Below are 24,780 nucleotides of genomic sequence, written 5' to 3'. Positions count from 1 at the left end.
AGGGGTCGGGTCGGTCTGCGGTGCGGTGGCGGAACCGGTCAGGAGACCGGGGCGAGCAGGGCCACGGGGTAGTCGGCGAGGATCTCGGCGACCGGGGTCACCCCTCCCGCGAAGGTGCGGCCGGTGAGGACGTCCTCCATCGGGTGCCCGGGCAGGACCACGACCGTGCCGTCCCAGCCGCCCTCGGCGGCGAGGCCCTCGGGGAGCCGGGTCGCGACGGTCAGTGCGCCGCCGCGGTCGAAGGCGATCGCGTGCTCGGCGGCGGGCCCGATCGCGGGCACGGCGGCGTAGCGGGTGAAGAGCTCGGGGCGGTCGCGGCGGAGCCGGAGGGCGCGCGAGGTGACGAGCAGCTTCGCGGCTCCCTCGGCGTCGACAGCGGGCTTCCAGCCGCCGTCGATCCGCTCCAGCAGCGCCCGGCGCTGCCCGAAGTCGACCTCGCGGCGGTTGTCCGGGTCGACGAGGGAGGTCTCCCAGAGCTCGCTGCCCTGGTAGACGTCCGGGATGCCCGGGGCGGTGATCTGCACGAGCTTCGCGGCGAGGCCGTTCGACCAGCCGGCGGCCGACACCCGCTCGACGGTCTGCTCCACCAGCCGGCGGACGGCGGGCTCGTCGAACGCCGCGTCGATCGCCGCGTGCATCCGCTTCTCGAACTCCTCGTCGGGAGCGGTCCAGTGCGTCGAGTCGTCGGCCTCGCGCGACGCCTTCTCGGCGTACGCGTGCAGGCGCTCGCGGCTCGCGGGCCAGGTCCCCACGACGGCCTCCCAGAGCAGGTGCTCGACCGGGCCGTCGCCGATGCCGACGAGGGCGTGGAGCTCGCGGAGCGTCGCCGCCCACGCCTCCGGGTCCTCGGCCAGCGCGGTGATGCGGGCACGGGTGTCCTCGCCGCGCTTCGTGTCGTGCGTCGAGAGCGTGGTGAGCGAGGCGGGGAAGGAGGCCTGGCGCACGGCCTGGCGGCGGTGGAACTCGACCAGGTCGATCGCGAACTCGTCCGGGTCCGCTCCGACCTCGTTCAGCGAGGTGAGGCGGCTGAAGCGGTAGAACGCCGTGTCCTCGACGCCCTTCGCCATCACCATGCCGGAGGTCTGCTGGAAGCGCACGGACACCGGGGTGCCGGTCTCGCCGAGCGCCGCGGCGACCTCGTCGATGGTCGCGCGGATCTCGGGGCGGCGGCGCACGGCGTCGACGCGGGCGTGCTCGAGGTGCTCCGCTCCGTAGGGCAGGTAGCTGCGGTAGACGGGGTAGGTCGCCAGGAGCTCCGCCAGCGCGTCGTCCGCTCCCTCGATGCCGGGGATCAGGCGGGCCAGCCGCAGGACCTCGGAGCGGAGGATCCCGTCGGCGATGCCGCGCTTGGTGTCGTGGATGAGGTCGGCCCACTGCAGCGGGGCGCCCTTCCCCGTGAGCTCGGCGTCGAGCCCCTCCAGCACGGGGCGCGCGTCGGGGTCGACCAGGATGCGGTCGACGTCGGCCAGGGCGTCGTAGCCCGTGGTGCCGACGGTCGCCCAGTGCGGCGGGAGCTCCTCGTCGCCCTCGAGGATCTTCTCGACCCAGACCGGGGCGCCGCCGATCGCGCGGGCCAGGTCGTCGAGGTAGCCGCCCGGGTCGGCCAGGCCGTCCGGGTGGTCGACGCGCAGGCCGTCCGCGAGCCCCTCCGTGAACCAGCGGACGATCTCGGCGTGCGAGGCGTCGAACACCTCGGGCCGCTCGACCGTGATGGCGGCGAGGGTGTTCACCGCGAAGAAGCGGCGGTAGTTCAGCTCGGCGTCAGCACGGCGCCAGTTCACGAGCTCGTAGCTCTGGCGCTCGTGCACGATGCGGCCGGAGTCGCCGGGCTCGGCGGTCCCGGGAGCGATCGGCAGGCGGTTCTCGTAGTAGTGCAGCTCGTCGCCGACGACCTCGAGCGCGTCGAGCTCACTGTCGCTGTCGCCCTCGCTCGCACCGTCGCCGAGGATAGGCACGCGCAGCTTTCCGCCCCCCGCCTCCCAGTCGATGTCGAACGCGGTGGCGTAGCGGGAGGACTTCCCGTTCTTCAGGAGGTCCCACCACCAGGAGTTCTCGCTCGGGGTCGCGACGCCCATGTGGTTCGGGACGATGTCGATGAGGACGCCGAGGCCCTCTGCCCGCGCCGCGGCCGAGGCGTTCGCCAGGCCGGCCGCGCCGCCACGGTCAGGATCGACCTCGGTGTGGTCCACCACGTCGTAGCCGTGGTCCGAGCCGGGCTCGGCCTTCAGCAGCGGCGAGAAGTACAGCCAGTCCGCTCCGAGCGCGCGCACGTAGTCGGCGACGCGGGCGGCGTCGTCGAGGTCGAACGCCGACCGGATCTGGAGGCGGTAGGTGGAGGCGGGCAGACGCACGTCAGGCTCCTGTCGAGGGGGCGGTCGCGGAGTCGGTCGACTCGGCGTGGGGGCTGGTGGGTCCCGTCGAGGTGACGATCGGGATGGCCGACGTCGCGGCGAGCGACGCGAGCGAGGCGGCGACCGAGTGGTCGACCTCGGGCTCGGGGGTGCTGTGCTCCTGGAGGATGACGAGCGACTTCGCCTGGACCGTGAGCATCGCCCCCGCCGGGCGCGGGATCGAGTCCGCCTCGGCGCCGGCGGTGTCGACCAGGACGCTCCACTCGAGGGCGTACTCGTCGCTCGGGATCGAGAACTCGACGTCGACGTCGTCGGCGTTGAAGTACAGCAAGAAGCTGTCGTCGGTCACCGGGCGCCCGCGCTGGTCGCGCTCGCGGATGCCGTTGCCGTTGAGGTAGATCCCCACGGAGCGGCCCAGTCCGGTGTCCCAGTCGGACGGCGCCATCTCGGTCCCGCCCACGGTGAACCAGACGATGTCGGGCAGGGGCTCGCCGGTCCCGCGCAGAACGGGACGACCGTCGAAGAAGCGCATGCGGCGGAAGGTCGGGTGCTCGGCACGCAGGCGGATGAGCGCCGCGGTGAACTCGAGCAGCGGCCGGTCGGCGTGCGCCCAGTCGATCCAGGTCAGCTCGCTGTCCTGGGCGTAGGTGTTGTTGTTGCCGTTCTGGGTCCGGCCCAGCTCGTCGCCGTGAAGGATCATCGGGACGCCCTGCGAGATCAGCATGGTCGCGAGGAAGTTCCGCTGCTGGCGCGCCCGGAGCGCGAGCACCCGCGGGTCGTCCGTGGGCCCCTCGACGCCGTGGTTCCAGGAGCGGTTGTGCGACTCCCCGTCGTTGCCGTCCTCGCCGTTCGCGTCGTTGTGCTTCTCGTTGTACGAGACCAGGTCGCGGAGGGTGAAGCCGTCGTGCGCCGTGACGAAGTTGATCGAGGCGACCGGGTAGCGGCCCGAGTGCGCGTAGAGGTCGGCCGAGCCGGTGAGGCGCGAGGCGAACTCCCCCAGCGTCGACGGCTCGCCGCGCCAGAAGTCGCGGACCGTGTCGCGGTACTTGCCGTTCCACTCCGTCCACTGGGGCGGGAAGTTGCCCACCTGGTAGCCGCCGGGGCCGACGTCCCACGGCTCGGCGATCAGCTTCACCTGCGACACCACCGGGTCCTGCTGGACGAGCTCGAAGAAGGTGGAGAGCCGGTCGACGTCGTAGAACTCGCGTGCCAGCGCGGAGGCGAGGTCGAAGCGGAAGCCGTCGACGCGCATCTCCGTCACCCAGTAGCGCAGGGAGTCCATGATCAGCTGCAGCGAGTGCGGGTGGCGCACGTTCAGCGTGTTCCCGGTGCCGGTGTAGTCCATGTAGTAGCGCTTGTCGTCGTCGACGAGGCGGTAGTACGCCTCGTTGTCGATGCCGCGGAACGACAGGGTGGGGCCGAGGTGATTGCCCTCCGCCGTGTGGTTGTAGACCACGTCGAGGATGACCTCGATGCCGGCCGCGTGCAGCGCCTTCACCATGCTCTTGAACTCCTGGACCTGCTGGCCCTGGTCGCCCGTGGAGGAGTAGGTGTTCTGCGGCGCGAAGAAGCCGATCGTGTTGTAGCCCCAGTAGTTCGAGAGGCCCTTGTCCATCAGCGTGGAGTCGTTCACGAACTGGTGCACGGGCATGAGCTCGATCGCCGAGACGCCCAGGTGCTTGAGGTGGTCGATCACCGCGGGGTGGGCGACTCCGGCGTAGGTGCCGCGGAGCTCCTCCGGCACGTCGGGGTGCGTCTTGGTGAGCCCCTTCACGTGAGCCTCGTAGATCACCGTGCTGTCGTAGGAGGTGCGCGGACGGCGGTCGCCGGCCCAGTCGAAGAAGGGGTTGATGACGACGCCCATCATCATGTGCGGCGCCGAGTCCTCGTCGTTCGTCGAGTCCGGGTCGCCGAACGTGTACGAGAACAGGGACTGGTCCCAGTCGATCTCCCCCGAGATCGCCTTCGCGTAGGGGTCCAGCAGCAGCTTGTTCGGGTTGCAGCGGTGGCCCGAGTCGGGGTCGTACGGCCCGTGGATGCGGAAGCCGTAGCGCTGGCCCGGCTGGACCTGCGGGAGGTAGCAGTGCCAGACGTACGCGTCCGACTCCTGGATCTCGACGCGCGTCTCGGTGCCGTCCTCGTCGAAGAGGCACAGCTCGACGTGCTCGGCGATCTCGCTGAACAGGGCGAAGTTCGTGCCGCTTCCGTCGAACGTCGCGCCCAACGGGTAGGCGGTTCCGGGCCAGGTCTCCACGAGACTCCTCAGGGGATAGTTCTCGGGCAGTCCGGAAGACGCCGATGTGCGGTCTGCGGATGCCCGACGTCGGGGGTGATGGTCCGTCACTTCCGCGACGGACCGACTGCTCAGCTTAGCGAGCGGGTCTCGAGCATTCCCCTGACGGTCAGCGCTCATCGCGCGGACCTCCTCCGGTGGGCACGACCAATGGTCGGAACCGCCGTCCGGATCGTCCTGCCGGCGCGTGCGCGGGCAGGTCGTTCCGGTGGGTCACTCTCGAACAGTACGGTCGCGCCCGGTCCGCCGGGGAGGGCTGGCGCCGCGGCGTGTGCATCGGCTAGACGCGCCGGAGGGACCGGCCCGGCCCCCCGGGGCGTCGGTCGGGCCCGCCCTTCGCGGTCGCGGCGACTCCCGGACCGGCAGGCGCGGCGGGATCAGTGCGAGCCGAGCCTGCGCCGCAGGAGGTCGATCCGCGCCTGCAGCTGGGTGACGCTCGCCTGCGCCACCGCGGGCCCGCCGCAGAGGCGTCGCAGCTCGGTGTGCACCTGGCCGTGCGACTCGCCCGTCCCCCGTGCCCACAGCCCGACCAGGGAGTTGAGCAGGCTCCGCTGCTCCTTGAGCGTACGGTAGAGCGGTGCCGGGATCTCGCTCGCCGGCTCGGCCGGGGCCGCCGCTCCCGTGCGGCTTCCGGCGCGCTTGGCCTGCCGCTGCTGCCGGTGCTGGAGCAGCTCCCGCACCTGGTCGGGCTCGAGGAGCCCCGGCAGGCCGATGAAGTCCAGCTCCTCCTCGCTCTCGACCTCGACCTCCATGCCGAACTCCGCGCCCTCGTAGACGACGCGGTCGAAGGTGGCGGCCGAGCCGATCGACTCGAAGCGGCCCTCCTCCAGCAGGTCGGAGGACGCCTTGTCGCTGCGTTCGGCGTCGGCCATCAGGTCGGGCTCGGGGTACTCCTCGTCGTCGGAGCTCTTCCGATCGAGGGCGTGGTCGCGCTGCAGCTCCATCGAGCCCGCCAGCGCGAGCAGTCCGGGCACGTTCGGGAGGAACACCGAGGCGGTCTCGCCGCGGCGCCGCGCGCGCACGAAGCGGCCGATCGCCTGGGCGAAGAAGAGCGGAGTCGACGCCGACGTCGCGTAGACGCCGACCGCGAGCCTCGGCACGTCGACGCCCTCGGAGACCATGCGGACCGCGACCATCCAGCGGCTGGTGTCCTTCGCGAACTCCTCGATCCGGTCGCTCGCCTCCTTCTCGTCGGAGAGCACGACCGTGACCGTCTCGCCGCTGATCTCGCGGAGCATCGCGGCGTAGGCGCGAGCGGTGTAGTGGTCGGTCGCGATGACCAGGCCCCCGGCGTCGGGAACGGCCCGCCGCACCTCGGTGAGGCGGGTGTTCGCGGCGCGGAGGACCGAGGGGATCCAGTCGCCCTTCGGGTCCAGCGCGGTCCGCCAGGCCTGGGAGGTGATGTCCTTGGTGTTGCCCTCGCCGAGCCGGGCCTCCATCTCGTCGCCGGCCTTGGACTTCCAGCGCATCTGCCCGGCGTAGACCATGAACAGCACCGGCCGGACGACGCCGTCCGCGAGCGCGCGGCCGTAGCCGTAGGCGTAGTCGGTGAGCGAGGTGCGGATGCCCTCCTCGTCCGGGAGGTAGCTGACGAAGGGGATCGCCGCCGTGTCCGAGCGGAACGGCGTCCCGGTCAGCGAGAGCCGGCGGACGGCGGGCTCGAAGGCCTCGCGCACGGCGTCGCCCCAGCTGAGCGCGTCGCCGGCGTGGTGCACCTCGTCGAGGATGACGAGGGTGCGGCCGGACAGGGTGAGCTCGCGGTGGAGCTCGGCTCGGACGGCGACCTGGGCGTAGGTGACGGCGACGCCGTGGTAGTGGCGGGCGTGGCGGCCCATGCGGTTGGTGAAGGTGGGGTCCAGACGGATGCCGACCCGGTGCGCGGCCTCGGCCCACTGGCGCTTGAGGTGCTCCGTCGGCGCGACCACGGTGATCCGGTCGACCGTGCGGTTGTGCAGCAGCTCGGCGGCCAGCCGCAGAGCGAAGGTGGTCTTGCCCGCGCCCGGGGTCGCGGCCGCCAGGAAGTCGCGCGGCTCGTGCTGGAAGTAGGCCTCGAGCGCCTCCGCCTGCCAGGCGCGGAGCTTGTTCGCGGTACCCCACGGGGCCCTGCCCGGGAACGACGGGGACAGGTGCTCAGCGGCGGAGGTGCCGACCTGATGACCGAAGCTCGAGGGACTGTTCACGTGGATCGAATCTAGCCGACGCCTCCGACAGCGGCTCGGTCTCCGCGCCCCGCCGGGAGGCGCCCGGCGTGTCGCGCGGTGACACCCGCCGCCGGGTGCGGAGCATGATGGAGGGATGGTCGAGCAGCGTCATCCGTGGTCCCGCTACGTCGCCCTGGGCGACTCCTTCACCGAGGGGATCGGCGATCCCGAGCCCGGCAGCCCCGGCGGGCACCGCGGCTGGGCCGACCGCGTGGCGGAGGTCCTGGGCAGCCAGAACGAGGACTTCGCCTACGCCAACCTGGCCGTGCGCGGCCGGCTGCTGCAGCAGATCGTCGACGAGCAGGTCGAGCCCGCGCTGGAGCTGCGCCCCGACCTCATCACCATCTCCGCGGGCGGGAACGACGTCATCCGACCGGGGACCGACCCGGACGACATCGCCTCCCGCTTCGAGTCGGGCCTCGCCCGGCTCCGCTCCGACGGGGCGACCGTCGTCCTCTTCACCGGCGTGGACGTGGGCTTCTCCCCCGTGTTCGGGCGGATCCGCGGCAAGGTCGCGATCTACAACGAGAACCTGCGGGCGCTGGCCAAGCGGTACGACTGCATCGTCGCCGACCAGTGGTCCCTCCAGGAGATCCAGGACCTGCGGATGTGGGCGCCGGACCGCCTGCACCTGAACCCGCACGGCCACCACGAAGTCGCACGGATGGTGCTCGAGGCGCTGAACGTCGAGAACGACCTGCGCCCCCTCGCGCCGGAGCCGCTGCACGCCCGCACGTGGCGCGCCGCCCGCACGGAGGACATCCAGTGGGCGCGGGAGTACCTCGTGCCGTGGGTGCTGCGCCGCGTCCGCCACCAGTCCTCCGGCGACTTCATCACCGCCAAGCGGCCCTCCGCCGAGCGCTGGCGCACGGATCCCGCGGCCTCGGAGCCGGGCTCGGTCGTGCCGGGCAACGCGACACCGGAGGAGGTCGCCGAGGACATCGCGACCGCGGGCGTGCGGATCGTCGGCGACCAGGCCGCGGACCCCCGGGACTGATCCTGCCCGGGGAGGCCGCCGATCACCCCGGGACTAGCCGAACAGCTCGGCCGGGTGGCCGAGGCGCCAGGCGAAGCCCGGGTCCTCGATGGATCCATCGGCGACGAGAGGAAGGTCGTACGGGGTGCCGTTGACGTCGACGGTCGCGGTCCCCACGCGCCCGCCGTCGGCGACCGTCTCGAGCGGGTCGAGGGCGACCGTGGTCGTCGTCGACACCGCGCCCCACACCAGCACGGACCGCGCCTCCTCGGTCTCGGCCGTCGCCGCCTCCCCCCAGGCGCTGGTGAGAGTGCCGTAGTCCTGGCCCTCGACGGTCAGCGGAACGGTCCGGAAGCCCGCCTCGACGGTCGGGACGAGGGTCAGCACGTCCGCGGCGAGCTGCGGATGCGTGCGCGCCCCCACCACCACGCCGACCAGGGTGACCGGCTGCCCCTCGACGGTCGCGTCGAGCGAGAACAGCAGGCAGGAGCCCGCCTCGTCGGTCGTCCCCGTCTTGATCCCGTCGACTCCCGAGCGGCCGAGGAGCGAGTTGGTGTTGTCGACCTCGCCGACCCCCGGGATGTCCGCGGTCGGCATCGCGACGATCGGAGCGAGCACCGGGTCCGCGATCAGCAGCTCGCCCAGCCGCACCATCTCGGCCGTCGTGCTGACCGTCGCCGGCGAGAGCCCGCTGGTGTCGGCGAGGGAGGTCCGCTCGAGTCCCCGCTCGTCGAGCCAGCTGCGCGCGGCGGCGAGGAAGGCGTCCTCCGAGCCGTACGCCCAGATCGCGAGCGACTTCGCGTAGTTGTTCGCGGACGGGAGCATCATGGCGGTCAGCGCCTCCCGCTCCGTCAGCTGCAGACCCGCGGTGACCGGAGCGTTCGAGCCGTTCTCGGCCAGGGTGTCGTCGTAGTACTGCACGTCCGCGTTCGTGAAGGTGATGGTCTCCCCGTCCGTCCCCTCCGCGATCGGCTTCGCCGCGAGGACGACGAGAGCGGTGACGACCTTGGCGATGCTCCCCGTCGGCACGGTGCCGGTGGAGCCGTAGCGGGCGAGCAGCCCGTCCTCCTCCGTGCCGTCGACGCCGACGGCCGCCACGGCGCCGGAGCCGTAGGCCGGCCAGGCCAGAGCGGGCGCGTCGACGGTGCTGGAGACGGGCTCGACCGCGACGGCGCTCGCCGTCGGCAGCTCCGCCGTCGCCGCGTTGGTCGCGTAGGCGCCGCCTCCGCCGACCAGCACCGTCGCGGCGACGAGGCCGGCGACGACCGCTCCGCGCCGTCGACGCGGTCGCGGCTCCGGCGCGGCGGGCTCCCCGAACAGGTCGAGGGCGTCGTCGGATCGGGTCGGGGAGGTCACCCCGTCATCGTACGGGCGGGCCCCGCACCCGCCCCGGACGCCGCCCCGGCGTCAGGCGCGGCGGGGCGACGCACGGCGCCGACGCCGATCCCGCGCCCCGAGCGTCAGCGGCCGCTCACCGCCGGGTCGACGCGGGCCGGACCCGGCGGGTCAGCGTCCGCGGGTCAGCGCCCACAGTGCGACGGCGCTCGCCGAGGCGACGTTGAGCGAGTCGACGCCGTGCAGCATCGGGATGGTGACGACGGTGTCGGAGGCGTCCAGCGCTGCGCGGCTGAGCCCGTCCCCCTCCGCGCCCAGGACGATCGCGACACGCTCGGGGCGGGCCGCCGCGTACTCGTCGAGCGGCACCGCGTCCGGGGCGAGCGCCAGCGCGGCGACCGAGAACCCGGCCTCCTCCAGAGCCCGGCGAGCCGGTGCCCACTCGGGCGTGCGCGTCCACGGCACCTGCAGGACCGTGCCCATGCTCACTCGGACGCTGCGCCGGTAGAGGGGGTCCGCGCAGCGCGGCGTCACGAGCACCGCGTCCGCGCCCATGCCGGCGGCGGCGCGGAAGACGGCGCCGACGTTGGTGTGGTCGACCAGGTCCTCCAGGATCACGACGAGGCGCGCGCCCTCCAGCAGCTCGGCCATCGGCCGCAGCGGCGGACGGTGCATCGAGGCGAGTGCTCCGCGGTGGAGGTGGAACCCGGTCAGCTCCTCGATCAGCGGATCCGGCGCCACGAAGACCGGCACCTCGGGATGACGCTCGAGCACCCCGGCCGCATCCGGAAGCCGCTTCTCCTGCACCAGGACCGAGCGGGGACGGTGCCCGGCGTCGAGCGCTCGCTCGATCACCTTGGCCGACTCGGCGACGTACAGGCCGCCCTCCGGCTCCAGCACCCGCCGCAGCGCCACGTCGGTGAGGCGGTGGTAGTCGGCGAGGAGCGGGTGGTCGAGGTCGGTGATGTGCACGATCGGCATCCCGGCAATCTAGGGCACGGCGCGGACTAAACTCGTCCAGGGGCCGCTCGAACGGCCCTCGAAGGAGGCGCGGATGGAGTCGAGTCCGACACCGGTCGCCGAGGGCCCCGAGGCACTCGCGGTCGAGCAGGCCGTCGAACTCCTCAGCGGGCGCCGCATCGCCGCCGTCACCGGCGCGGGCATGAGCACCGACTCGGGCATCCCCGACTACCGCGGAGCCGGGGCACCTGTGCGCAGCCCGATGACCTACTCGCAGTTCGTCGCCGATCCCGACTACCGCCGCCGGTACTGGGCCGGCAGCCAGCTCGGCTGGCGCCGCTTCACCAGCACCCTCCCGAACGACGGCCACCGAGCCCTGGCCCGGCTCGAGGAGCGGGGCCTGCTCACGGGCGTCGTCACCCAGAACGTCGACGGCCTGCACGTCCGCGCCGGCTCGCGCCGCGTGGTGGATCTCCACGGCTCGGCGGACCGCGTGCGCTGCATGACCTGCGGCCAGTACTTCGCCCGCGACGCAGTGGCCGAGCGGATCGAGGCGCTCAACCCCTGGCTCGACGACCCCGACGTCTCCTCCCTCAACCCCGACGGCGACGCCGAGGTCCACGACGTCTCGGCGATGACCGTCCCCGAGTGCACGGTCTGCGGCGGGATCCTGAAGCCGGACATCGTCTTCTTCGGCGAGTTCATCCCGACCGAGCGGTTCGAGGAGGCGCGCGCCATCGTCGCGGGCGCCGACGCCCTGCTCGTGGCCGGCTCCTCGCTCGTGGTCAACTCCGGGATCCGCTTCCTCGAGATCGCCCGCCGCGCCCGGATGCCGATCGTGATCGTCAACCGCGGCACCACCAAGGGCGACACGCGCGCGAGCATCAAGATCGACGGCGGCACCAGCGAGGTGCTCCGCGAGCTCGCCGAGCGCCTGCCCGCCCGGCGCACCGCCGCCCTCTGAGCTCCCGCCCGCTTTCGCACCCGACCTCCCGAGAGGCCCCTGTGACCCAGCTCACCCTCGTCCGCCACGGCCAGACCGACTGGAACGCCGCCCGGCGCATCCAGGGCAGGAGCGACATCCCGCTGAACGCGACCGGGCGCGCCCAGGCGCGGGCGGCGGCGCGGCTGCTCGCCGAGAAGCGCTTCGACGCTGTGGTCGCCAGTCCGCTGCAGCGCGCCTTCGACACCGGAGCGATCATCGCCCGCGGTCTCGGCCTCGATGAGCCTCTGGCCGTCCCGGGGCTCGCCGAGCGCGCCTACGGCGAGGCGGAGGGGATGACCGGCCCCGAGCTCGCCGAGCGCTTCCCCGGAGGCATCGAGCGCGCACCGATCCCCGGCTGCGAGACCCGCGCCGAGGTCGTCGAGCGGGCGACCGCCGCGCTGCTCGAGGTGGCCGAGCGCTTCCCCGACGCGTCCGTCGTCGTCGCCACGCACGGTGCGGTCATCGGCAGCCTGATCCGCGCGCTCAGCAGCGAGGACCTCCCCGTGCACGGCATCTCCGTCGGCAACGGCTCCCGGCACGACTTCGCGATCGTCGACGGGGCCCTGCGCATCGTCGGCGTCGACGACTCCGGCGACGTGGTCGTCGCGGACGTCGACCTCGACGACGTGCTCAGCCCGGCCCCGGGAGCCTGACGGCCGCTTCCCGGAGGCGGCCCGGACGCCGGCCCTGCGTCAGCGCCGACCGAGATCCTGCAGGAGCCCGAAGAGCACCCGGGCGGAGTCGCGCCAGGAGAAGGCCGCGGCGCGCTCCCTCGCCCGTGCCGACAGCGTCCGCCACACGGCGCCGTCCTCGAGCGACCGCACGCCGTCGGCGATGCCCTTCGCGCTCGACGGGTCGACGTACACGGCGCCGTCCTGGGCGATCTCGCGGAAGATCGGGATGTCGCTCACCACAACCGGTGTCCCGAGCGCCATCGCCTCGACGAGCGGGATCCCGAAGCCCTCGTCGCGGCTGGCCGTCACGAGGGCGGTCGCCCGCGCGAGCACCGCGCGGTACTCCGCATCCGGCGCCCCCTGGTGGAACACCAGCTTCGCGGTCGGCGCCAGGGCCCGCAGCGTCTCGACGGTCTCGTCGCTCGCCCGGCTCATCAGGTGCAGCTCGTAGTCGGGCAGCAGCCGCATCGCGCGCGCCAGCGTCTCGACGTTCTTGTAGGGCATGAAGGAGCCCATGTAGACCAGCGAGCGCGCGGCCGATCGGTCGGGCAGCGATCCCGCCAGAGCGACGCTCGCCTCGTCGGGCTCGGTCGCCGCGTTAGACACGACGACCACCGGCCGCGTGGTGAGGCGGTGGGAGCGGATCAGGTCGCGGGTCGTCTCGGAGACGGTGACGACCGCGTCGGCGCGCTGGAGGAGCCTCCGCTGCGGCCACCAGGCGAGGTGGTAGAGCCGCCAGATCGCGCGCACGGGAGCGGCCAGGTCGCGCGGCGGAGTGCGGTGGCGGTAGTAGATCAGGTCGTGCACAGTCAGCACGAGCCGGTAGCGGCGGCCGAGGGAGCCCATGGTCTGCATCGGCGAGAAGACCACGTCGGGCCGCAGCCGGTTCACCAGCAGCGCGACGAACGGCTCGAACGGGCTGGTCGGCCCGGTCACGCGCTCCCACGGGAGGGACGGGAGCATCGCGAGCTGACGGCGGTCGCTGATCAGCATGGTCACGTCGTGCAGCTTCGCGAGCTCGCGGACGAGCTCCGCGGTGTAGCGGCTGATCCCGTCGTGCCGCTCGAGCCGGGTGTACCGGCAGTCGACGACGATCCTCATCGGTCGATCCCCTCCTCGAGAGCCGTCCGCAGCACGGCGGCGGCCTCGTCCGGCGTCTCGTAGTGGATCAGGTGGCCGACTCCGTCGATGACGTGCAGGCGGGCGTGCGGCAGCCTCTCGAGCAGCCGGTACTGCGCCGAGAGCGGAGTGATGTCGTCCTGCGCCGCGGCGATCAGCTGCGTCGGCACCCCGATCCGGGCCGCGTACTCGCCGACGTCGTGCGAGACGGAGGCGCGGAACGCCTCGAGGACCGTGTCGCGGGAGGCGAACGCGCTGAAGTAGCGGTCGTGCTGGTCGTGGACGAAGCGGCGCAGCGCCGGCTCCTTCGTCTTCACCATGGCCAGGCTCATCACCCGCACGATCAGCGGGTCGCTGAGGAGGCGGCGTCCGAGGGGCCCCGGCAGGAGCGCGCCGAGCCGGTAGTAGAGGACCGCGAGCCGGGTCAGGACGCCGCGCGGACCCTGCAGGGCGGGCGCGCCGATCGGGTTGACCAGGACCAGGAGCGGAGCGGGCAGCCCGTCGGCGACGGCCGCGGCCGCGACGATCGAGCCGAAGGAGTGGCCGAGGACGGCCGCCCCGCCCCGGAGCCCCAGCGCGTCGAGGAAGGAGCCGAGCCAGGAGGCGTAGCCGTCCACGTCGTGCGCCACGCGCGTCATCGGGGTCGAGGCGCCGAAGCCGGGAAGGTCGGGGGCGACGACCCGCACATCCGCTCCCCCGGCGAGGAGGCGGGCGACGACGGGCTCGAGGCCGTGGTGCTCGCCGCGGAACCCGTGCACCAGCACGAGGACGCTCGACGCGTCCGGGGCGCCGTAGGTCCAGTAGGCGGTGCGGGATCCGGCGACGTCCACCGCGGCCTCGCGGACGGGGACACGGCCGAGATCGGAGGCGTAGGGAGAGGGAGTGGTCATCGCGTTCCTTATCGTAGGGAAAGCCCGTCGAAGATCTGGCCGCAACGCCTTGCGTGGCCTCGATCCGAGCCGGGAGCATGATCACGCGCTCGCAACACGGCGCACCGCCCACCCGTCTCGCGAGACGGTCATCCGCTCAGGCAGCAGCAGAAGGAGCACCGTGAGCTTCACGTCGCCGATCCAACTCCCCGGACTCGCCCTCGACCCCCAGTGGTACCGCCGGGCGGTGTTCTACGAGGTGATGATCCGGTCGTACTACGACTCGAACGGCGACGGCGCCGGCGACATCAACGGGCTCGCCTCCAAGCTCGACTACCTGCAGTGGCTCGGGATCGACGCCCTCTGGCTCCCGCCGTTCTACATGTCGCCGCTGCGCGACGGCGGCTACGACGTCTCCGACTTCAAGGCGATCCTCCCCGAGTTCGGCACCATGGAGGACTTCCGCGACCTCGTCCGGAAGGCCCACGAGCGCAACATGCGCATCGTGATGGACTTCCCGCTCAACCACACCAGCGACCAGCACGAGTGGTTCCAGCAGTCGCGCTCCGACCCCGAGGGCCCCTACGGCGACTTCTACGTCTGGAACGACACCGACGACAAGTGGCCGGACATCCGCATCATCTTCGTCGACACCGAGGACTCGAACTGGGCCTTCGACGCCGAGCGGCGCCAGTTCTACTTCCACCGCTTCTTCTCGCACCAGCCGGACCTCAACTTCGAGAACCCCGCCGTGCACGAGGCCATCCACGACGTGGTCAAGTTCTGGCTCGACCTCGGCGTCGACGGCATCCGGCTCGACGCGATCCCCTACCTCTACGAGTCCGACGAGGGCAACGGCGAGGGCGAGCCGCCGACGCACGAGTTCATCAAGAACCTCCGCACCATGGTCGACCGCGACTATCCGGGCCGCATCCTGATCGCCGAGGCGAACCAGTGGCCGCGCGAGGTCGCCGCGTTCTTCGGCACGGAGGAGGAGCCCGAGTGCCACATGGCGTTCGACTTCCCGGTGATGCCGCGCATCTTCTACTCCCTCCGCGCGCAGACGGCGAACGAGCTGAAGAAGGTGCTCTCCGAGACGTTCGACATCCCCAGCGGCGCCGCCTGGGGCGTGTTCCTCCGCAACCACGACGAGCTCACGCTCGAGATGGTGTCCGAGGAGTACCGCCAGGCCATGTACGGCTGGTACGCCTACGACCCGCGGATGCGCTCCAACATCGGCATCCGCCGCCGGCTCGCGCCGCTGCTGGACAACTCGCGCGCCGAGCTCGAGCTGATCAACGCCCTGCTGTTCTCCCTCGCCGGCAGCCCGTTCCTGTACTACGGCGACGAGATCGGCATGGGCGACAACATCTGGCTCAACGACCGCGACGCGTCGCGCACGCCGATGCAGTGGACGCCCGACCGCAACGCCGGCTTCTCGGCCGCCGACCCCGGCAAGCTCGTGCAGCCGATCGTCCAGTCGCTCGTCTACCACTACAACCAGGTCAACGTGGAGGCGCAGCTGGCGCAGTCGCGCTCCCTGCTGCACTGGATGCGGAACGTCCTACACGTGCGCCGCGGCCACCCGGCGTTCGGCCTCGGGTCGATGCGCGTCCTCGAGACGGACCACGAGTCGGTCCTCGCGTTCGTGCGCGACTACGCGGGCTCGGGCACGGCGATGGGCGACCAGCCGGAGGAGGTGCTCTGCGTCTTCAGCTTCAACCACAACCCGGTCTCGGTCACCATCACCGACCCCGAGAACCCCGGGTCGACGCTGAGCGACCTGTTCGGCGGCGGCCGCTTCCCCGGATTCTCGGACGACGGCACGCTGACGATGACGCTCGGCACGCAGGGCTTCTTCTGGCTCCACGTCGCCAAGGCGCACGAGGCCCGCTGACCCGGCAGCACGCCGAGGGGCCTCCGGCCGATGTCGGAGGCCCCCTTTAGGCTGTCCGCGTGAGCACCACCGGAACGACCGAGACGCAGACCGAGCCGATGCTGTTCGACGACCCCGAGCAGGCGCTCGTCCCCTCCGAGAGGGCGCGCTGGTTCGACCTGCTCGCCGTGTTCGACCTCGAGACCACCGGCATCGACGTCCGCACGAGCCGCATCGTCACGGCGCACGTCGGCGTGATCGACGCGGCGGGCGAGCCGATCGAGGGCACGAGCTGGCTCGCCGATCCCGGGGTCGAGATCCCGGCCGGCGCCTCCGCCGTCCACGGCATCAGCACCGAGCACGCCCGTGCGCACGGCCGCCCCGCCGGCGAGGTCGTGGCCGAGATCTCCGAGGCGCTGCGCTCGCTCTTCGCGCGCGGCATCCCGGTCGTCGTCTACAACGCCCCCTACGACCTCTCGCTCCTCGCCCACGAGGCGCGGCGCTGGGGCGTGCCCGTGCTGCTCGACCCGAGCCCGGTCGTCGATCCGCTCGTGATCGACAAGGCGGTCGACCGCTACCGCAAGGGCAAGCGCACCCTGACCCTCGCCGCCGAGCACTACGGCGTCGCCCTCACCGAGGCGCACGACGCCGGCGCGGACGCGGTCGCGGCGGGCCGTGTCGCACAGGCGCTGGGCCGGGCCTTCGCCGACGAGCTCGGAGTCGGTGCGGAGGCCCTGCACGCGCTCCAGGTCGACTGGTGCCGCACCCAGGCCGAGTCCTTCCAGGAGTACATGCGCCGCGTCCGCGACGAGTCCTTCGTCGCCGACGGGGGCTGGCCGGTCCGCCGCTGACGCCTCAGGTCAGTGTGCGCCCCTCGCGCAGGAGCGCCACGTACTCCGCGATCCGCCGCTCCCGCGTCGCCGCCCGCTTCAGCTGCGAGAGGCGGAAGAGGAACGCGAACCGCTTCTGCCCGCCGACGGTCGCGAAGAAGGCCAGGGCCTGTGGATCCGTATCGAGCGCCCGCTGGAAGTCGTCCGGCACCTCCGCGTCGCGCTGCCGGTAGGCCGCGTCCCAGCGCCCGTCGGCGCGTGCCCGCTCGACCTCGGCCAGGCCGCCCGGCAGCATCCGTCCCTCCGCGAGCAGCCGCGCGACATGGTCGCGGTTGACCTTGGACCACGGGCTCGCCCGACGCCGCGGGGTGAAGGCCTGGAGCTTGAACTGCTCGTCGAACGCTCCCGCCTGACCGTCGATCCAGCCGTGGCAGAGCGCGACGTCGAGCGCCTCGGCGTAGGTGATCCCCGGATCCACGGCGGCCTTCTTGCGCAGCTTCAGCCGGACCCCGTCCGGGTCGGGCTCGCCGCGGAGGTAGGCGTCCCACTCCTCGGGAGTCGTGAACGGCAGGATCGGCTTGTCGGCGAAGGACACCATGCCGGGACGCTACCGCGTCGACTCCCCGACGGCCACGGGCGGCCCGTCGGCGCAAGCCCTCGCTCCGCGGACCCGGGCGCTGTGGGATCGAAGGACCACGTGTCCCCCCACCCCCTCTCGCAAGGAGAAGTCATGCCCACGATCCGCACGGTCACCGTCCTCGGCAGCGGAGTGCTCGGCTCCCAGATCGCCTTCCAGTCGGCCTTCCACGGCTTCGCCGTCACCGTCTACGACCTCTCCGACGAGGTCCTCGAGTCGGCGCGCGAGCGGCTCCGCGGTCTCGCGGGGGTCTACGAGTCGGTGCCCGGCGGCGTCGCCGGCGGACCGCAGGAGGCGCTCGACTCCCTCCGTCTCACGTCCGACCTGGCGGAGGCGGTCGCCGACGCCGACCTCGTGATCGAGGCCGTCCCCGAGGACCTGAGCCTGAAGCAGGAGCTGTACGGCCGGCTGGGCGCGCTCGCTCCCGAGCGCACGGTCTTCGCGACCAACTCGTCCACGCTGCTCCCCAGCGATCTGAAGGCCGCGACGGGCCGGCCCGACCGGTTCCTCGCCCTGCACTACGCCAACCACGTCTGGGCGCAGAACACCGCCGAGATCATGGGGACGGCGGACACGGACCCCGCAGTCGTCGACGCCGTCGTGGAGTTCGCCGTCTCCAGCGGCCTCGAGCCGATCCGGCTGCAGAAGGAGAAGGCCGGCTACGTCCTGAACTCCCTGCTGGTGCCGCTCCTCAACGCCGCGTCGGGTCTGCTCATGGGCGGCTACGCCGATCACGAGACCATCGACAAGACCTGGAGGATCGGCACAGGAGCCCCGCTCGGGCCCTTCCAGATCTTCGACGTCGTCGGTCTGCGGACCGCGTACAACATCGCCGCCGCGGCACCGGACGAGGCCTCCCAGGCGTTCGCCGCCCATCTCAAGACGGAGTACCTCGATCGCGGCCGCCTCGGCACGGCCACCGGCGAGGGCTTCTACCGCTACTGAGGCCGACGCCCTGCGGGAACGACGAAGGGCCCCCGACCGTGAGGTCGAGGGCCCTTCGAGAAGTGCTACTTGCCGAAGTTCTTGTAGCGGCTGTTGAACTTCTCGACACGGCCGGCCGAGTCCATGATGCGCTGCTTGCCCGTGTAGAACGGGTGCGAGGCGGAGGAGATCTCGACGTCGATGACGGGGTAGGTCACGCCGTCGAGCTCGATCGTCTTGCTGCTCTTCGCGGTCGATCGGGTGAGGAAGGTCTCACCGGACGCGAGGTCGCGGAAGACGATCGCGGAGTACTCGGGGTGGATGTCGGTCTTCATGGTCGTGTCCTGTCGTCGATGGTCCTGAACCGCACCTGTCGTCGACGGGAACGGGTGGAAGGAGGGCGGGCGCACCGCGAACGGGCCCGAACCAGCTACCGAGGATACCAGACCGGCAGCGCGTGCAGAAGTCGCGCCGCGCCCGGATCCCGGAGCCGGGGTCAGCCGCGGGCGCGGGCCGAGAAGCGCCCGTTCTCGCGGGTCAGCGCGATGTCGAGCCCGAAGGTCTCGGCGAGCGTCGCCTCGGTCAGGGACTCGGCCAGCGGGCCCGCCGCCACCACCGCTCCGTCGCGGAGGAGCAGGGCGTGGGTGAAGCCGTCGGGGATCTCCTCGACGTGGTGGGTCACCATCACGATCGCGGGCGACGCCGGGTCCTTCGCGAAGCCGCCCAGCAGCTGGACGAGCTCCTCGCGGGCGCCGAGGTCGAGGCTCGCGGCCGGCTCGTCGAGCAGGAGCAGCTCGGGGTCGGTCATGATCGCGCGGGCGATCTGGACGCGCTTCTGCTCGCCGTCCGAGAGCGTCCCGAAGGTGCGCTCGGCGAGGTGCTCGAGCTTCCACTCGGACAGCACCCGGCGGGCACGGCGCTCGTCGATCGCGTCGTAGCCCTCGTTCCAGCGGCCGGTGACGGCGTAGGCGGCGGTCATGACGACGTCGAGCACGGTCTCGCCGGCCGGGAGGCGGCGGGCCATCGCGGTCGAGGCGTAGCCGATGCGCGGCCGCAGCTCGAACACGTCGACGCGGCCGAGGGTCTCCTCGAGCAGGTGCGCGGCGCCGGTCGAGGGGTAGTTCTGAGCGGCGGCGATCTGCAGGATCGAGGTCTTGCCCGCCCCGTTGGGGCCGAGGATCACCCATCGCTCGTCCTCGGCCACGTCCCACGACACGTGGTCGAGGATCCGCTTGCCGTTCCGGACGAAGGACACATCGACGAACGAGACAACGCTGGGCATGGGAGCCATTCTAAAGGGGGCGGCCGGGAGGCTCAGACGAGCGAGTCGTAGATCGCCCGGGTGTCCCGCGCGATCTGCGTCCAGCTGAAGTGGCTCTGCGCACGCTCGCGGCCCGCGGCACCCATCCGCTTCGCCGCCTCCGGGTCCGCGACGACCTCGGCGAGGGCGGCGGCCAGGTCCGCGACGTAGCGATCCGGGTCCACGGGGGTGCCGGTGCCGTCGGTGACCTGCTCGATCGGGACGAGCCGACCGGTCACTCCGTCGTCGACGACCTCCGGGATGCCGCCGGTCGCCGTCCCGACGACCGCTGCACCGCAGGCCATCGCCTCGAGGTTGACGATGCCGAGCGGCTCGTAGATCGAGGGGCAGACGAACGTGGTCGCGTTCGTCAGGACCGCGGAGAGCTGGTGGCGCGGCAGGTGCCGGTCGATCCAGACGACGCCGGTGCGCTCCTCCTGGAGGCTGCGGACGAGCGAGGTGACCTCGGCCATGATCTCGGGGGTGTCGGGGGCGCCGGCGCAGAGCACGAGCTGCACCTCGGGCGGCAGGGTCGCCGCGGCACGGAGCAGGTAGGGCAGGCCCTTCTGCCGGGTGATGCGGCCGACGAAGACGACGGAGGGGCGCGAGGGGTCGATGCCCAGCTCGGCGAGGACCGCCTCGTCCTCGACGGGGTGCCAGGCGTCGAGGTCGATGCCGTTGTAGACGACGTGGACCTTCGCCGGGTCCAGGGCCGGGTAGGAACGGAGGATGTCCTCGCGCATGCCGCCGGACACCGCGATCACGGCGTCGGCGTTCTCGTACGCCTCCCGCTCGATCCAGCTCGAGACGCGGTAGCCGCCGCCGAGCTGCTCGGCCTTCCACGGACGCAGCGGCTCGAGGCTGTGCGCCGAGACCACGTGCGGGATGCCGTGCAGGAGCTGGGCGAGACGCCCCGCGGCGTTGGCGTACCAGGTGTGGGAGTGGACCAGGTCGGCCCCTGCCGCGTCCTGCGCGATCTGCAGGTCGACCCCGAGGGTCTGCAGGGCGCCGTTCGCCTCGGCGAGCTCTGCGGGGACGGAGTACGCGAACGTGCCCTCCTCCTCGCGCGGCGCGCCGAAGCAGCGCACCACGACCTCCAGGTCGCTGCGCAGCGCCTTGGTGAGCTCGGCCACGTGGACACCGGCTCCCCCGTACACCTCGGGCGGGTATTCCTTGGTCAGCAGATCGACTCGCACCCCCGAACCGTAGTACAGGGCACTCCCCCGGCGACAGCCGGGGTCCACGGGAAAGCCCGAGCCCCTACTGTGGTGCCATGCAGTCAAAGAAGATCTTCGGCATCGTCCTCGCCGGCGGCGAGGGAAAGCGCCTCATGCCCCTCACGGCGGACCGGGCCAAGCCCGCGGTGCCGTTCGGCGGGCAGTACCGGCTCATCGACTTCGCGCTGTCCAACCTGATCAACTCCGGTCTGACCCAGATCGTCGTGCTGACGCAGTACAAGTCGCACTCGCTCGACCGCCACGTCTCGCAGACCTGGCGCCTCTCCGGGCTCCTGAACTCCTACGTCGCCTCGGTCCCCGCGCAGCAGCGCCTGGGCAAGCGCTGGTTCAGCGGCTCAGCCGACGCGATCCTGCAGAGCCTCAACCTGATCCGCGACGAGAAGCCCGACATTGTCGTCGTGGTCGGCGCCGACCACGTCTACCGCATGGACTTCTCGCAGATGATCGACGCGCACATCAGGTCGGGTGCGAAGGCGACCGTCGCGGCCATCCGTCAGCCGATCGAGCTCGCGGATCAGTTCGGCGTCATCCAGCTCGCCGGCGACGAGGCGGGGGACGGCATCGTCCCGACGATGATCTCCGAGTTCCTCGAGAAGCCCAAGGACGCGGTCGGCCTGGCCGACTCGCCGCACGAGGTCCTCGCCTCCATGGGCAACTACGTCTTCGACGCCGACGCCCTGATCGACGCGGTCATCCGCGACGGCGAGTCCTCCACGTCGGATCACGACATGGGCGGCGACATCATCCCCGACTTCGTCGCGCGCGGCGAGGCCGGCGTCTACGACCTCAAGCTCAACGACGTCCCCGGCTCGACCGACCGCGACCGCTACTACTGGCGGGACGTCGGCACCATCGACTCCTTCTTCGAGGCCCACCAGGACCTCATCTCGGCGCTGCCGGTCTTCAACCTCTACAACCAGCAGTGGCCGATCTTCTCGTCGCAGCTGAACTCCCCTCCCGCCAAGATCGTCCGCGACGGCAAGGGCAACATGGGATCGACGGTCGACTCGGTCGTCTCGCTCGGGGCCGTCATCTCGGGTGCGCACATCGAGCGCAGCGTCGTCGGGCCCTGGACGGTCATCGAGTCGAACGCGACGGTCACCGACTCGGTGGTCTTCGACAAGGTCCGCATCGGCCCGGACGCGCTGGTCGTCCGCGCTATCCTCGACAAGGACGTCGTCGTCGAGCCCGGTGCTCGAGTCGGCGTGGACCACGACCGCGATCGCGAGCGCGGGTTCACCGTCACCGAGTCGGGCATCACCGTCGTCGGCAAGGGCGTCGTCGTCCACCCGTAGCACCCCCGCGGGTCGAGCTCTGCGCCCCGGCGCGCCCACCCGACCGATCGGACCGGCCCATGAGTGAGCGTCCTGCGACGCCTGCCCGCTTCCTCGTCGTCCTCGACGCGGACTCCACCCTCCTCCAGGACGAGGTGATCGAGCTCCTCGCGGTGCACGCCGGCTCCGAGGGCCGCGTCGCCGCCGTCACCGAGCGGGCGATGCGCGGCGAGCTCGACTTCGGCGAGAGCCTCCGCGAGCGCGTCGCCACTCTCACCGGGGTCCCGGAGTCGGTGCTCCCGAGCGTGAGCTCGGGCGTCCGCGTCACGCCCGGCGCGGCCGAGCTCGTGGCCGGCGTGCACGCCGCGGGCGGCCGCATCGGAGTGGTGTCCGGCGGCTTCCACGAGGTCCTCGACCCGGTCGCCGGCGCGCTCGGTCTCGACTTCGTCCGGGCCAACCGCCTCTGCTGCCGGGGCGGCCTGCTCACCGGAGTGGTCGACGGGGCGGTCATCGACGCCGCTGCCAAAGCGGACGCGCTCCGCGAGTGGGCGGCACTCTCGGGCGTCCCCCCGCAGCGCACGATCGCCGTCGGCGACGGCGCAAACGACCTGGAGATGATGGCGGTCGCCGCCCTCGCCGTGGCCTTCAACGCCAAGCCCCTGGTCCGCGAGCGCGCGGACCTCGTCGTCGGCGGTCTCGATCTCTCGCAGCTGCTGCCCGTCCTCGGCCTCCGCGGCTGACGCCGCCCCCGCCCCTCGCCCTCAGGGCGGTCAGCGCCCCGCGATCGCGACGAGCCCGGCGCAGCCGAGCGCCAGCGCCCAGCTGACGAGCGAGCCCACGAGGAAGTACTCCGCCTTCTCCCCGCTGCCGCCGTCGCGGGAGATCTCGGGGAAGCGCACGATCCCCTTGGCCGCGAGCACGGCACCGGCGAGGCCGAACGCTCCGGCGAGCGTGAGGCCGGCGATCAGCAGCCGCTCCAGCGGCCCGATCGTGCGCCCGCCCTGGAGGTCCGGCAGGCGGGCGTCCGCCGGCTCCCGGCGGGCGAACCGCTCGCTCCAGCGGGGACGCGGCGCGGGCTCGGGCTGCGGGAGCTCGCGGAACAGCGCGGCCCGCACGATCACGTTGCCGCTCTCCAGCAGGAAGAGCCCCGCTCCGACCGCCAGGGCGAGCTGTGCGAGCGGCGGGAGCCGACCCGCGACGGCGGTGGGCGTGAGCAGCCCCGTCGGGACGCCGGCGGCGCGGTCGACAGCGGTCAGCACCAGGACCGCCGCGACGAGGGCGACGGCCGGACGCAGGCCCCCGGGCGGCCGAGCGTTCTCGACGGTCGTGGTCGTGAGCAGCCAGGCCCCGACCAGGACGAGGACGATGGCCGCACCGAGCGGCGGGGCTCCGACGAGGAGCGCCGCGGTCACGGCGGCGGCGGCGAGCACGGGGATCGCGAGGAGCGCCGCACGACGGCGGAGGTGCGTGCGCGCGAGGTCGCCGAGGCCGATCACGGCGAGCAGCAGCGCCGTCAGCACGCCTCCTCCAGCAGACGCGCTCCGGCGAGGAGGGCGCCCGCTCCCGCGCGCCGCAGCGCCTGCGAGACGGCGGGCTGGGAGATCGACTCCTGCTCGCCCAGCTCCTTCTGCGACGCCCCGCGCAGGCTCCCGAGCACGAGCCGGCGATCGCGCGCGCTGAGCGCTCCGACCAGGGCGTCGCGGGAGAGGAGGTAGGCGTTGACCGCCGCCTCGCCGGACCTCCCGTCTGCGTCCCCGGCGACGAACCACCCGCGCGCCGTGGGCACCGCACCGTCCTCGAGGGCGTGGGCGCGATCGATGGCCTCGCGCGCTCGCCACCAGCCGGAGCCGTCCTCGAGGTCCCCGGCGACCCCGGACCCGACCACCCGCACCTCGCCCAGGCCGATGCCCGCGCGGCAGTCGACTCCGGCCGGGAGGGAGAGGCGCGCCTGCAGCGTCGCACGGAGCGCGGCGTGGACGGAGGGGTAGATCGCCTGGAACTCGTCCCCGACCGTCGGATGCAGGGGCTGGATCGCCGGAACCGCGGCCTCCACGTCGGCGAAGCCGCGCTCGATCTCGCGCTGGGCACCCGCGCGGTCGGCGAGGGAGCGGGAGGTCACCAGGTCCAGGAGGACGGCGACGACGTCGGAGGAGGTCATCGCATAAGCCTAGAGCTTATATCCCACCGATATAAGCCCAGGGATTATCGGTCAGTGGCCCATCCCGAGGCCGCCGTCGACCGGGATCACGGCGCCGGAGATGTACGCCGCCTCATCGCTGGTCAGCCAGCGCGTGACCTTCGCGACCTCGGCAGCGGTGCCGTAGCGGGCGAGCGGGATGCTCGTGCGGTACTCCGCCTGCTGCTCCGGGGAGAGCTCGGCGGTCATGTCGGTCTCGATGAAGCCGGGAGCGACGACGTTGGCGGTGATGTTCCGAGCTCCGAGCTCGCGGGTCAGCGAGCGGGCGAAGCCCACGAGGGCGGCCTTCGACGAGGCGTAGTTGATCTGGCCGGGCGACCCGTAGAGGCCGACCACGCTGGAGATGAGGACGACGCGGCCGAAGCGCTGCTTGAGCATCCCCTTCGACGCGCGCTTGACGACGCGGAACGCCCCCGTGAGGTTCGTGTCGACGACGGAGGTGAAGTCCTCCTCCGTCATGCGCAGCAGCAGGGTGTCGCGGGTGATGCCCGCGTTCGCCACCAGGATCTCGACGGGGCCCAGCTCGGCCTCGACCTGCGTGAACGCGGCGTCGATGGAGGCGGCGTCGGTCACGTCCGCGACGACGGTGAGGGAGCCCTCCGGACCCGAGCCCGAGCGCGCCGTCACGGCGACCCGGTGACCGGCGGCCACGAACTCCTGGGCGATGGCGAAGCCGATCCCCCGGTTGCCCCCGGTGACGAGGACGGTGCGCGGCGTGGTCATGGTGTCCCTCCTGCCGGC

At 72.2% G+C, this 24,780-nt stretch carries 22 protein-coding genes; 8 read left to right on the top strand and 14 right to left on the bottom strand.

The window, feature by feature from the left end:
* Window positions 1–38: 38 nt before the first annotated feature.
* From treY to GSU45_RS07865, 3 genes are all read right to left on the bottom strand, one after another.
* Window positions 39–2,351 carry a malto-oligosyltrehalose synthase gene (treY, locus tag GSU45_RS07875; protein ID WP_159914049.1) on the bottom strand — a complete coding sequence of 771 codons (2,313 nt, stop codon included), beginning with the start codon at window positions 2,349–2,351 and terminating at the stop codon, window positions 39–41.
* Between the two features lies 1 nt (window position 2,352).
* The gene (gene glgX / locus GSU45_RS07870) at window positions 2,353–4,605 is read right to left on the bottom strand and encodes a glycogen debranching protein GlgX (protein ID WP_159914047.1); all 2,253 of its coding nucleotides are present in this window, start codon (window positions 4,603–4,605) and stop codon (window positions 2,353–2,355) included.
* Between the two features lie 416 nt (window positions 4,606–5,021).
* A complete protein-coding gene (locus GSU45_RS07865) occupies window positions 5,022–6,824 on the bottom strand; it encodes a DEAD/DEAH box helicase (protein WP_159914045.1) in 1,803 nt (600 codons plus the stop codon).
* 115 nt (window positions 6,825–6,939) lie between these two features.
* Between GSU45_RS07865 and GSU45_RS07860 the strand changes: the two genes are divergently transcribed.
* Window positions 6,940–7,842, top strand: a complete 903-nt coding sequence (locus tag GSU45_RS07860) for an SGNH/GDSL hydrolase family protein (RefSeq protein WP_159914043.1) — start codon at window positions 6,940–6,942, stop codon at window positions 7,840–7,842.
* Window positions 7,843–7,875: 33 nt separating this feature from the next.
* Here GSU45_RS07860 and GSU45_RS07855 read toward each other — a convergent pair whose 3' ends face one another.
* On the bottom strand, window positions 7,876–9,177 hold the full coding sequence (locus GSU45_RS07855; RefSeq protein WP_159914041.1) for a serine hydrolase: 1,302 nt from the start codon (window positions 9,175–9,177) through the stop codon (window positions 7,876–7,878).
* A gap of 150 nt (window positions 9,178–9,327) precedes the next feature.
* The gene (locus tag GSU45_RS07850) at window positions 9,328–10,137 is read right to left on the bottom strand and encodes an RNA methyltransferase (RefSeq protein ID WP_159914039.1); all 810 of its coding nucleotides are present in this window, start codon (window positions 10,135–10,137) and stop codon (window positions 9,328–9,330) included.
* Between the two features lie 73 nt (window positions 10,138–10,210).
* On the opposite strand from GSU45_RS07850, the gene GSU45_RS07845 reads away from it, so the two are divergent.
* Together GSU45_RS07845 and GSU45_RS07840 are read left to right on the top strand one after the other, a co-directional pair.
* Window positions 10,211–11,080, top strand: a complete 870-nt coding sequence (locus tag GSU45_RS07845) for a Sir2 family NAD-dependent protein deacetylase (RefSeq protein WP_159914038.1) — start codon at window positions 10,211–10,213, stop codon at window positions 11,078–11,080.
* Window positions 11,081–11,121: 41 nt separating this feature from the next.
* The gene (locus tag GSU45_RS07840; RefSeq protein WP_159914037.1) at window positions 11,122–11,754 is read left to right on the top strand and encodes a histidine phosphatase family protein; all 633 of its coding nucleotides are present in this window, start codon (window positions 11,122–11,124) and stop codon (window positions 11,752–11,754) included.
* 39 nt (window positions 11,755–11,793) lie between these two features.
* On the opposite strand, the gene GSU45_RS07835 is transcribed toward GSU45_RS07840, so the two are convergent.
* Entirely contained in the window at window positions 11,794–12,876 is a 1,083-nt protein-coding gene (locus GSU45_RS07835; RefSeq protein WP_159914036.1) for a glycosyltransferase family 1 protein, read from the bottom strand.
* Complete coding sequence (locus tag GSU45_RS07830) at window positions 12,873–13,784, bottom strand: alpha/beta hydrolase (protein ID WP_159914035.1); 912 nt, start codon at window positions 13,782–13,784, stop codon at window positions 12,873–12,875. The genes GSU45_RS07835 and GSU45_RS07830 overlap by 4 nt, the downstream gene beginning before the upstream one ends.
* A 160-nt stretch (window positions 13,785–13,944) precedes the next feature.
* On the opposite strand from GSU45_RS07830, the gene treS reads away from it, so the two are divergent.
* The gene (gene treS / locus GSU45_RS07825) at window positions 13,945–15,660 is read left to right on the top strand and encodes a maltose alpha-D-glucosyltransferase (RefSeq protein WP_159914034.1); all 1,716 of its coding nucleotides are present in this window, start codon (window positions 13,945–13,947) and stop codon (window positions 15,658–15,660) included.
* Between the two features lie 98 nt (window positions 15,661–15,758).
* Complete coding sequence (locus GSU45_RS07820; protein WP_159916966.1) at window positions 15,759–16,490, top strand: 3'-5' exonuclease; 732 nt, start codon at window positions 15,759–15,761, stop codon at window positions 16,488–16,490.
* A gap of 4 nt (window positions 16,491–16,494) precedes the next feature.
* Here the strand turns inward: GSU45_RS07820 and GSU45_RS07815 are convergent, their stop codons facing one another.
* Window positions 16,495–17,067 carry a YdeI/OmpD-associated family protein gene (locus GSU45_RS07815; RefSeq protein ID WP_159914033.1) on the bottom strand — a complete coding sequence of 191 codons (573 nt, stop codon included), beginning with the start codon at window positions 17,065–17,067 and terminating at the stop codon, window positions 16,495–16,497.
* 132 nt (window positions 17,068–17,199) lie between these two features.
* On the opposite strand from GSU45_RS07815, the gene GSU45_RS07810 reads away from it, so the two are divergent.
* On the top strand, window positions 17,200–18,051 hold the full coding sequence (locus GSU45_RS07810; protein ID WP_159914032.1) for a 3-hydroxyacyl-CoA dehydrogenase: 852 nt from the start codon (window positions 17,200–17,202) through the stop codon (window positions 18,049–18,051).
* A 65-nt stretch (window positions 18,052–18,116) separates the two neighbouring features.
* Here the strand turns inward: GSU45_RS07810 and GSU45_RS07805 are convergent, their stop codons facing one another.
* The 3 genes from GSU45_RS07805 to glgA all read right to left on the bottom strand — a co-directional run bounded on the left by GSU45_RS07805 (window position 18,117) and on the right by glgA (window position 20,526).
* The gene (locus GSU45_RS07805; RefSeq protein WP_068253003.1) at window positions 18,117–18,365 is read right to left on the bottom strand and encodes a type B 50S ribosomal protein L31; all 249 of its coding nucleotides are present in this window, start codon (window positions 18,363–18,365) and stop codon (window positions 18,117–18,119) included.
* 161 nt (window positions 18,366–18,526) lie between these two features.
* On the bottom strand, window positions 18,527–19,312 hold the full coding sequence (locus tag GSU45_RS07800) for an ABC transporter ATP-binding protein (RefSeq protein ID WP_104232626.1): 786 nt from the start codon (window positions 19,310–19,312) through the stop codon (window positions 18,527–18,529).
* 32 nt (window positions 19,313–19,344) lie between these two features.
* Window positions 19,345–20,526 (bottom strand): glycogen synthase, encoded by a 1,182-nt coding sequence (gene glgA / locus GSU45_RS07795; RefSeq protein WP_159914031.1) that lies wholly within the window; start codon window positions 20,524–20,526, stop codon window positions 19,345–19,347.
* A gap of 77 nt (window positions 20,527–20,603) precedes the next feature.
* Between glgA and GSU45_RS07790 the strand changes: the two genes are divergently transcribed.
* The gene (locus GSU45_RS07790; RefSeq protein ID WP_159914030.1) at window positions 20,604–21,863 is read left to right on the top strand and encodes a glucose-1-phosphate adenylyltransferase; all 1,260 of its coding nucleotides are present in this window, start codon (window positions 20,604–20,606) and stop codon (window positions 21,861–21,863) included.
* A 59-nt stretch (window positions 21,864–21,922) separates the two neighbouring features.
* Window positions 21,923–22,582 carry a phosphoserine phosphatase SerB gene (serB, locus tag GSU45_RS07785; RefSeq protein ID WP_159914028.1) on the top strand — a complete coding sequence of 220 codons (660 nt, stop codon included), beginning with the start codon at window positions 21,923–21,925 and terminating at the stop codon, window positions 22,580–22,582.
* A gap of 30 nt (window positions 22,583–22,612) precedes the next feature.
* Here serB and GSU45_RS07780 read toward each other — a convergent pair whose 3' ends face one another.
* The 3 genes from GSU45_RS07780 to fabG are packed head-to-tail and all read right to left on the bottom strand — an operon-like array spanning window position 22,613 to window position 24,762.
* The gene (locus tag GSU45_RS07780) at window positions 22,613–23,362 is read right to left on the bottom strand and encodes a hypothetical protein (RefSeq protein WP_159914026.1); all 750 of its coding nucleotides are present in this window, start codon (window positions 23,360–23,362) and stop codon (window positions 22,613–22,615) included.
* On the bottom strand, window positions 23,356–24,000 hold the full coding sequence (locus GSU45_RS07775) for a SatD family protein (RefSeq protein WP_159914024.1): 645 nt from the start codon (window positions 23,998–24,000) through the stop codon (window positions 23,356–23,358). Before GSU45_RS07775 ends, GSU45_RS07780 begins: the two co-directional genes overlap by 7 nt.
* Window positions 24,001–24,051: 51 nt before the next feature.
* Window positions 24,052–24,762 carry a 3-oxoacyl-ACP reductase FabG gene (gene fabG, locus GSU45_RS07770; RefSeq protein WP_159914022.1) on the bottom strand — a complete coding sequence of 237 codons (711 nt, stop codon included), beginning with the start codon at window positions 24,760–24,762 and terminating at the stop codon, window positions 24,052–24,054.
* Window positions 24,763–24,780 lie beyond the last annotated feature (18 nt).

The sequence above is a fragment of the Rathayibacter sp. VKM Ac-2801 genome, assembly GCF_009834245.1.
Lineage (GTDB): Bacteria > Actinomycetota > Actinomycetes > Actinomycetales > Microbacteriaceae > Rathayibacter.
This window is presented reverse-complemented; position numbering and strand designations above follow the sequence as displayed.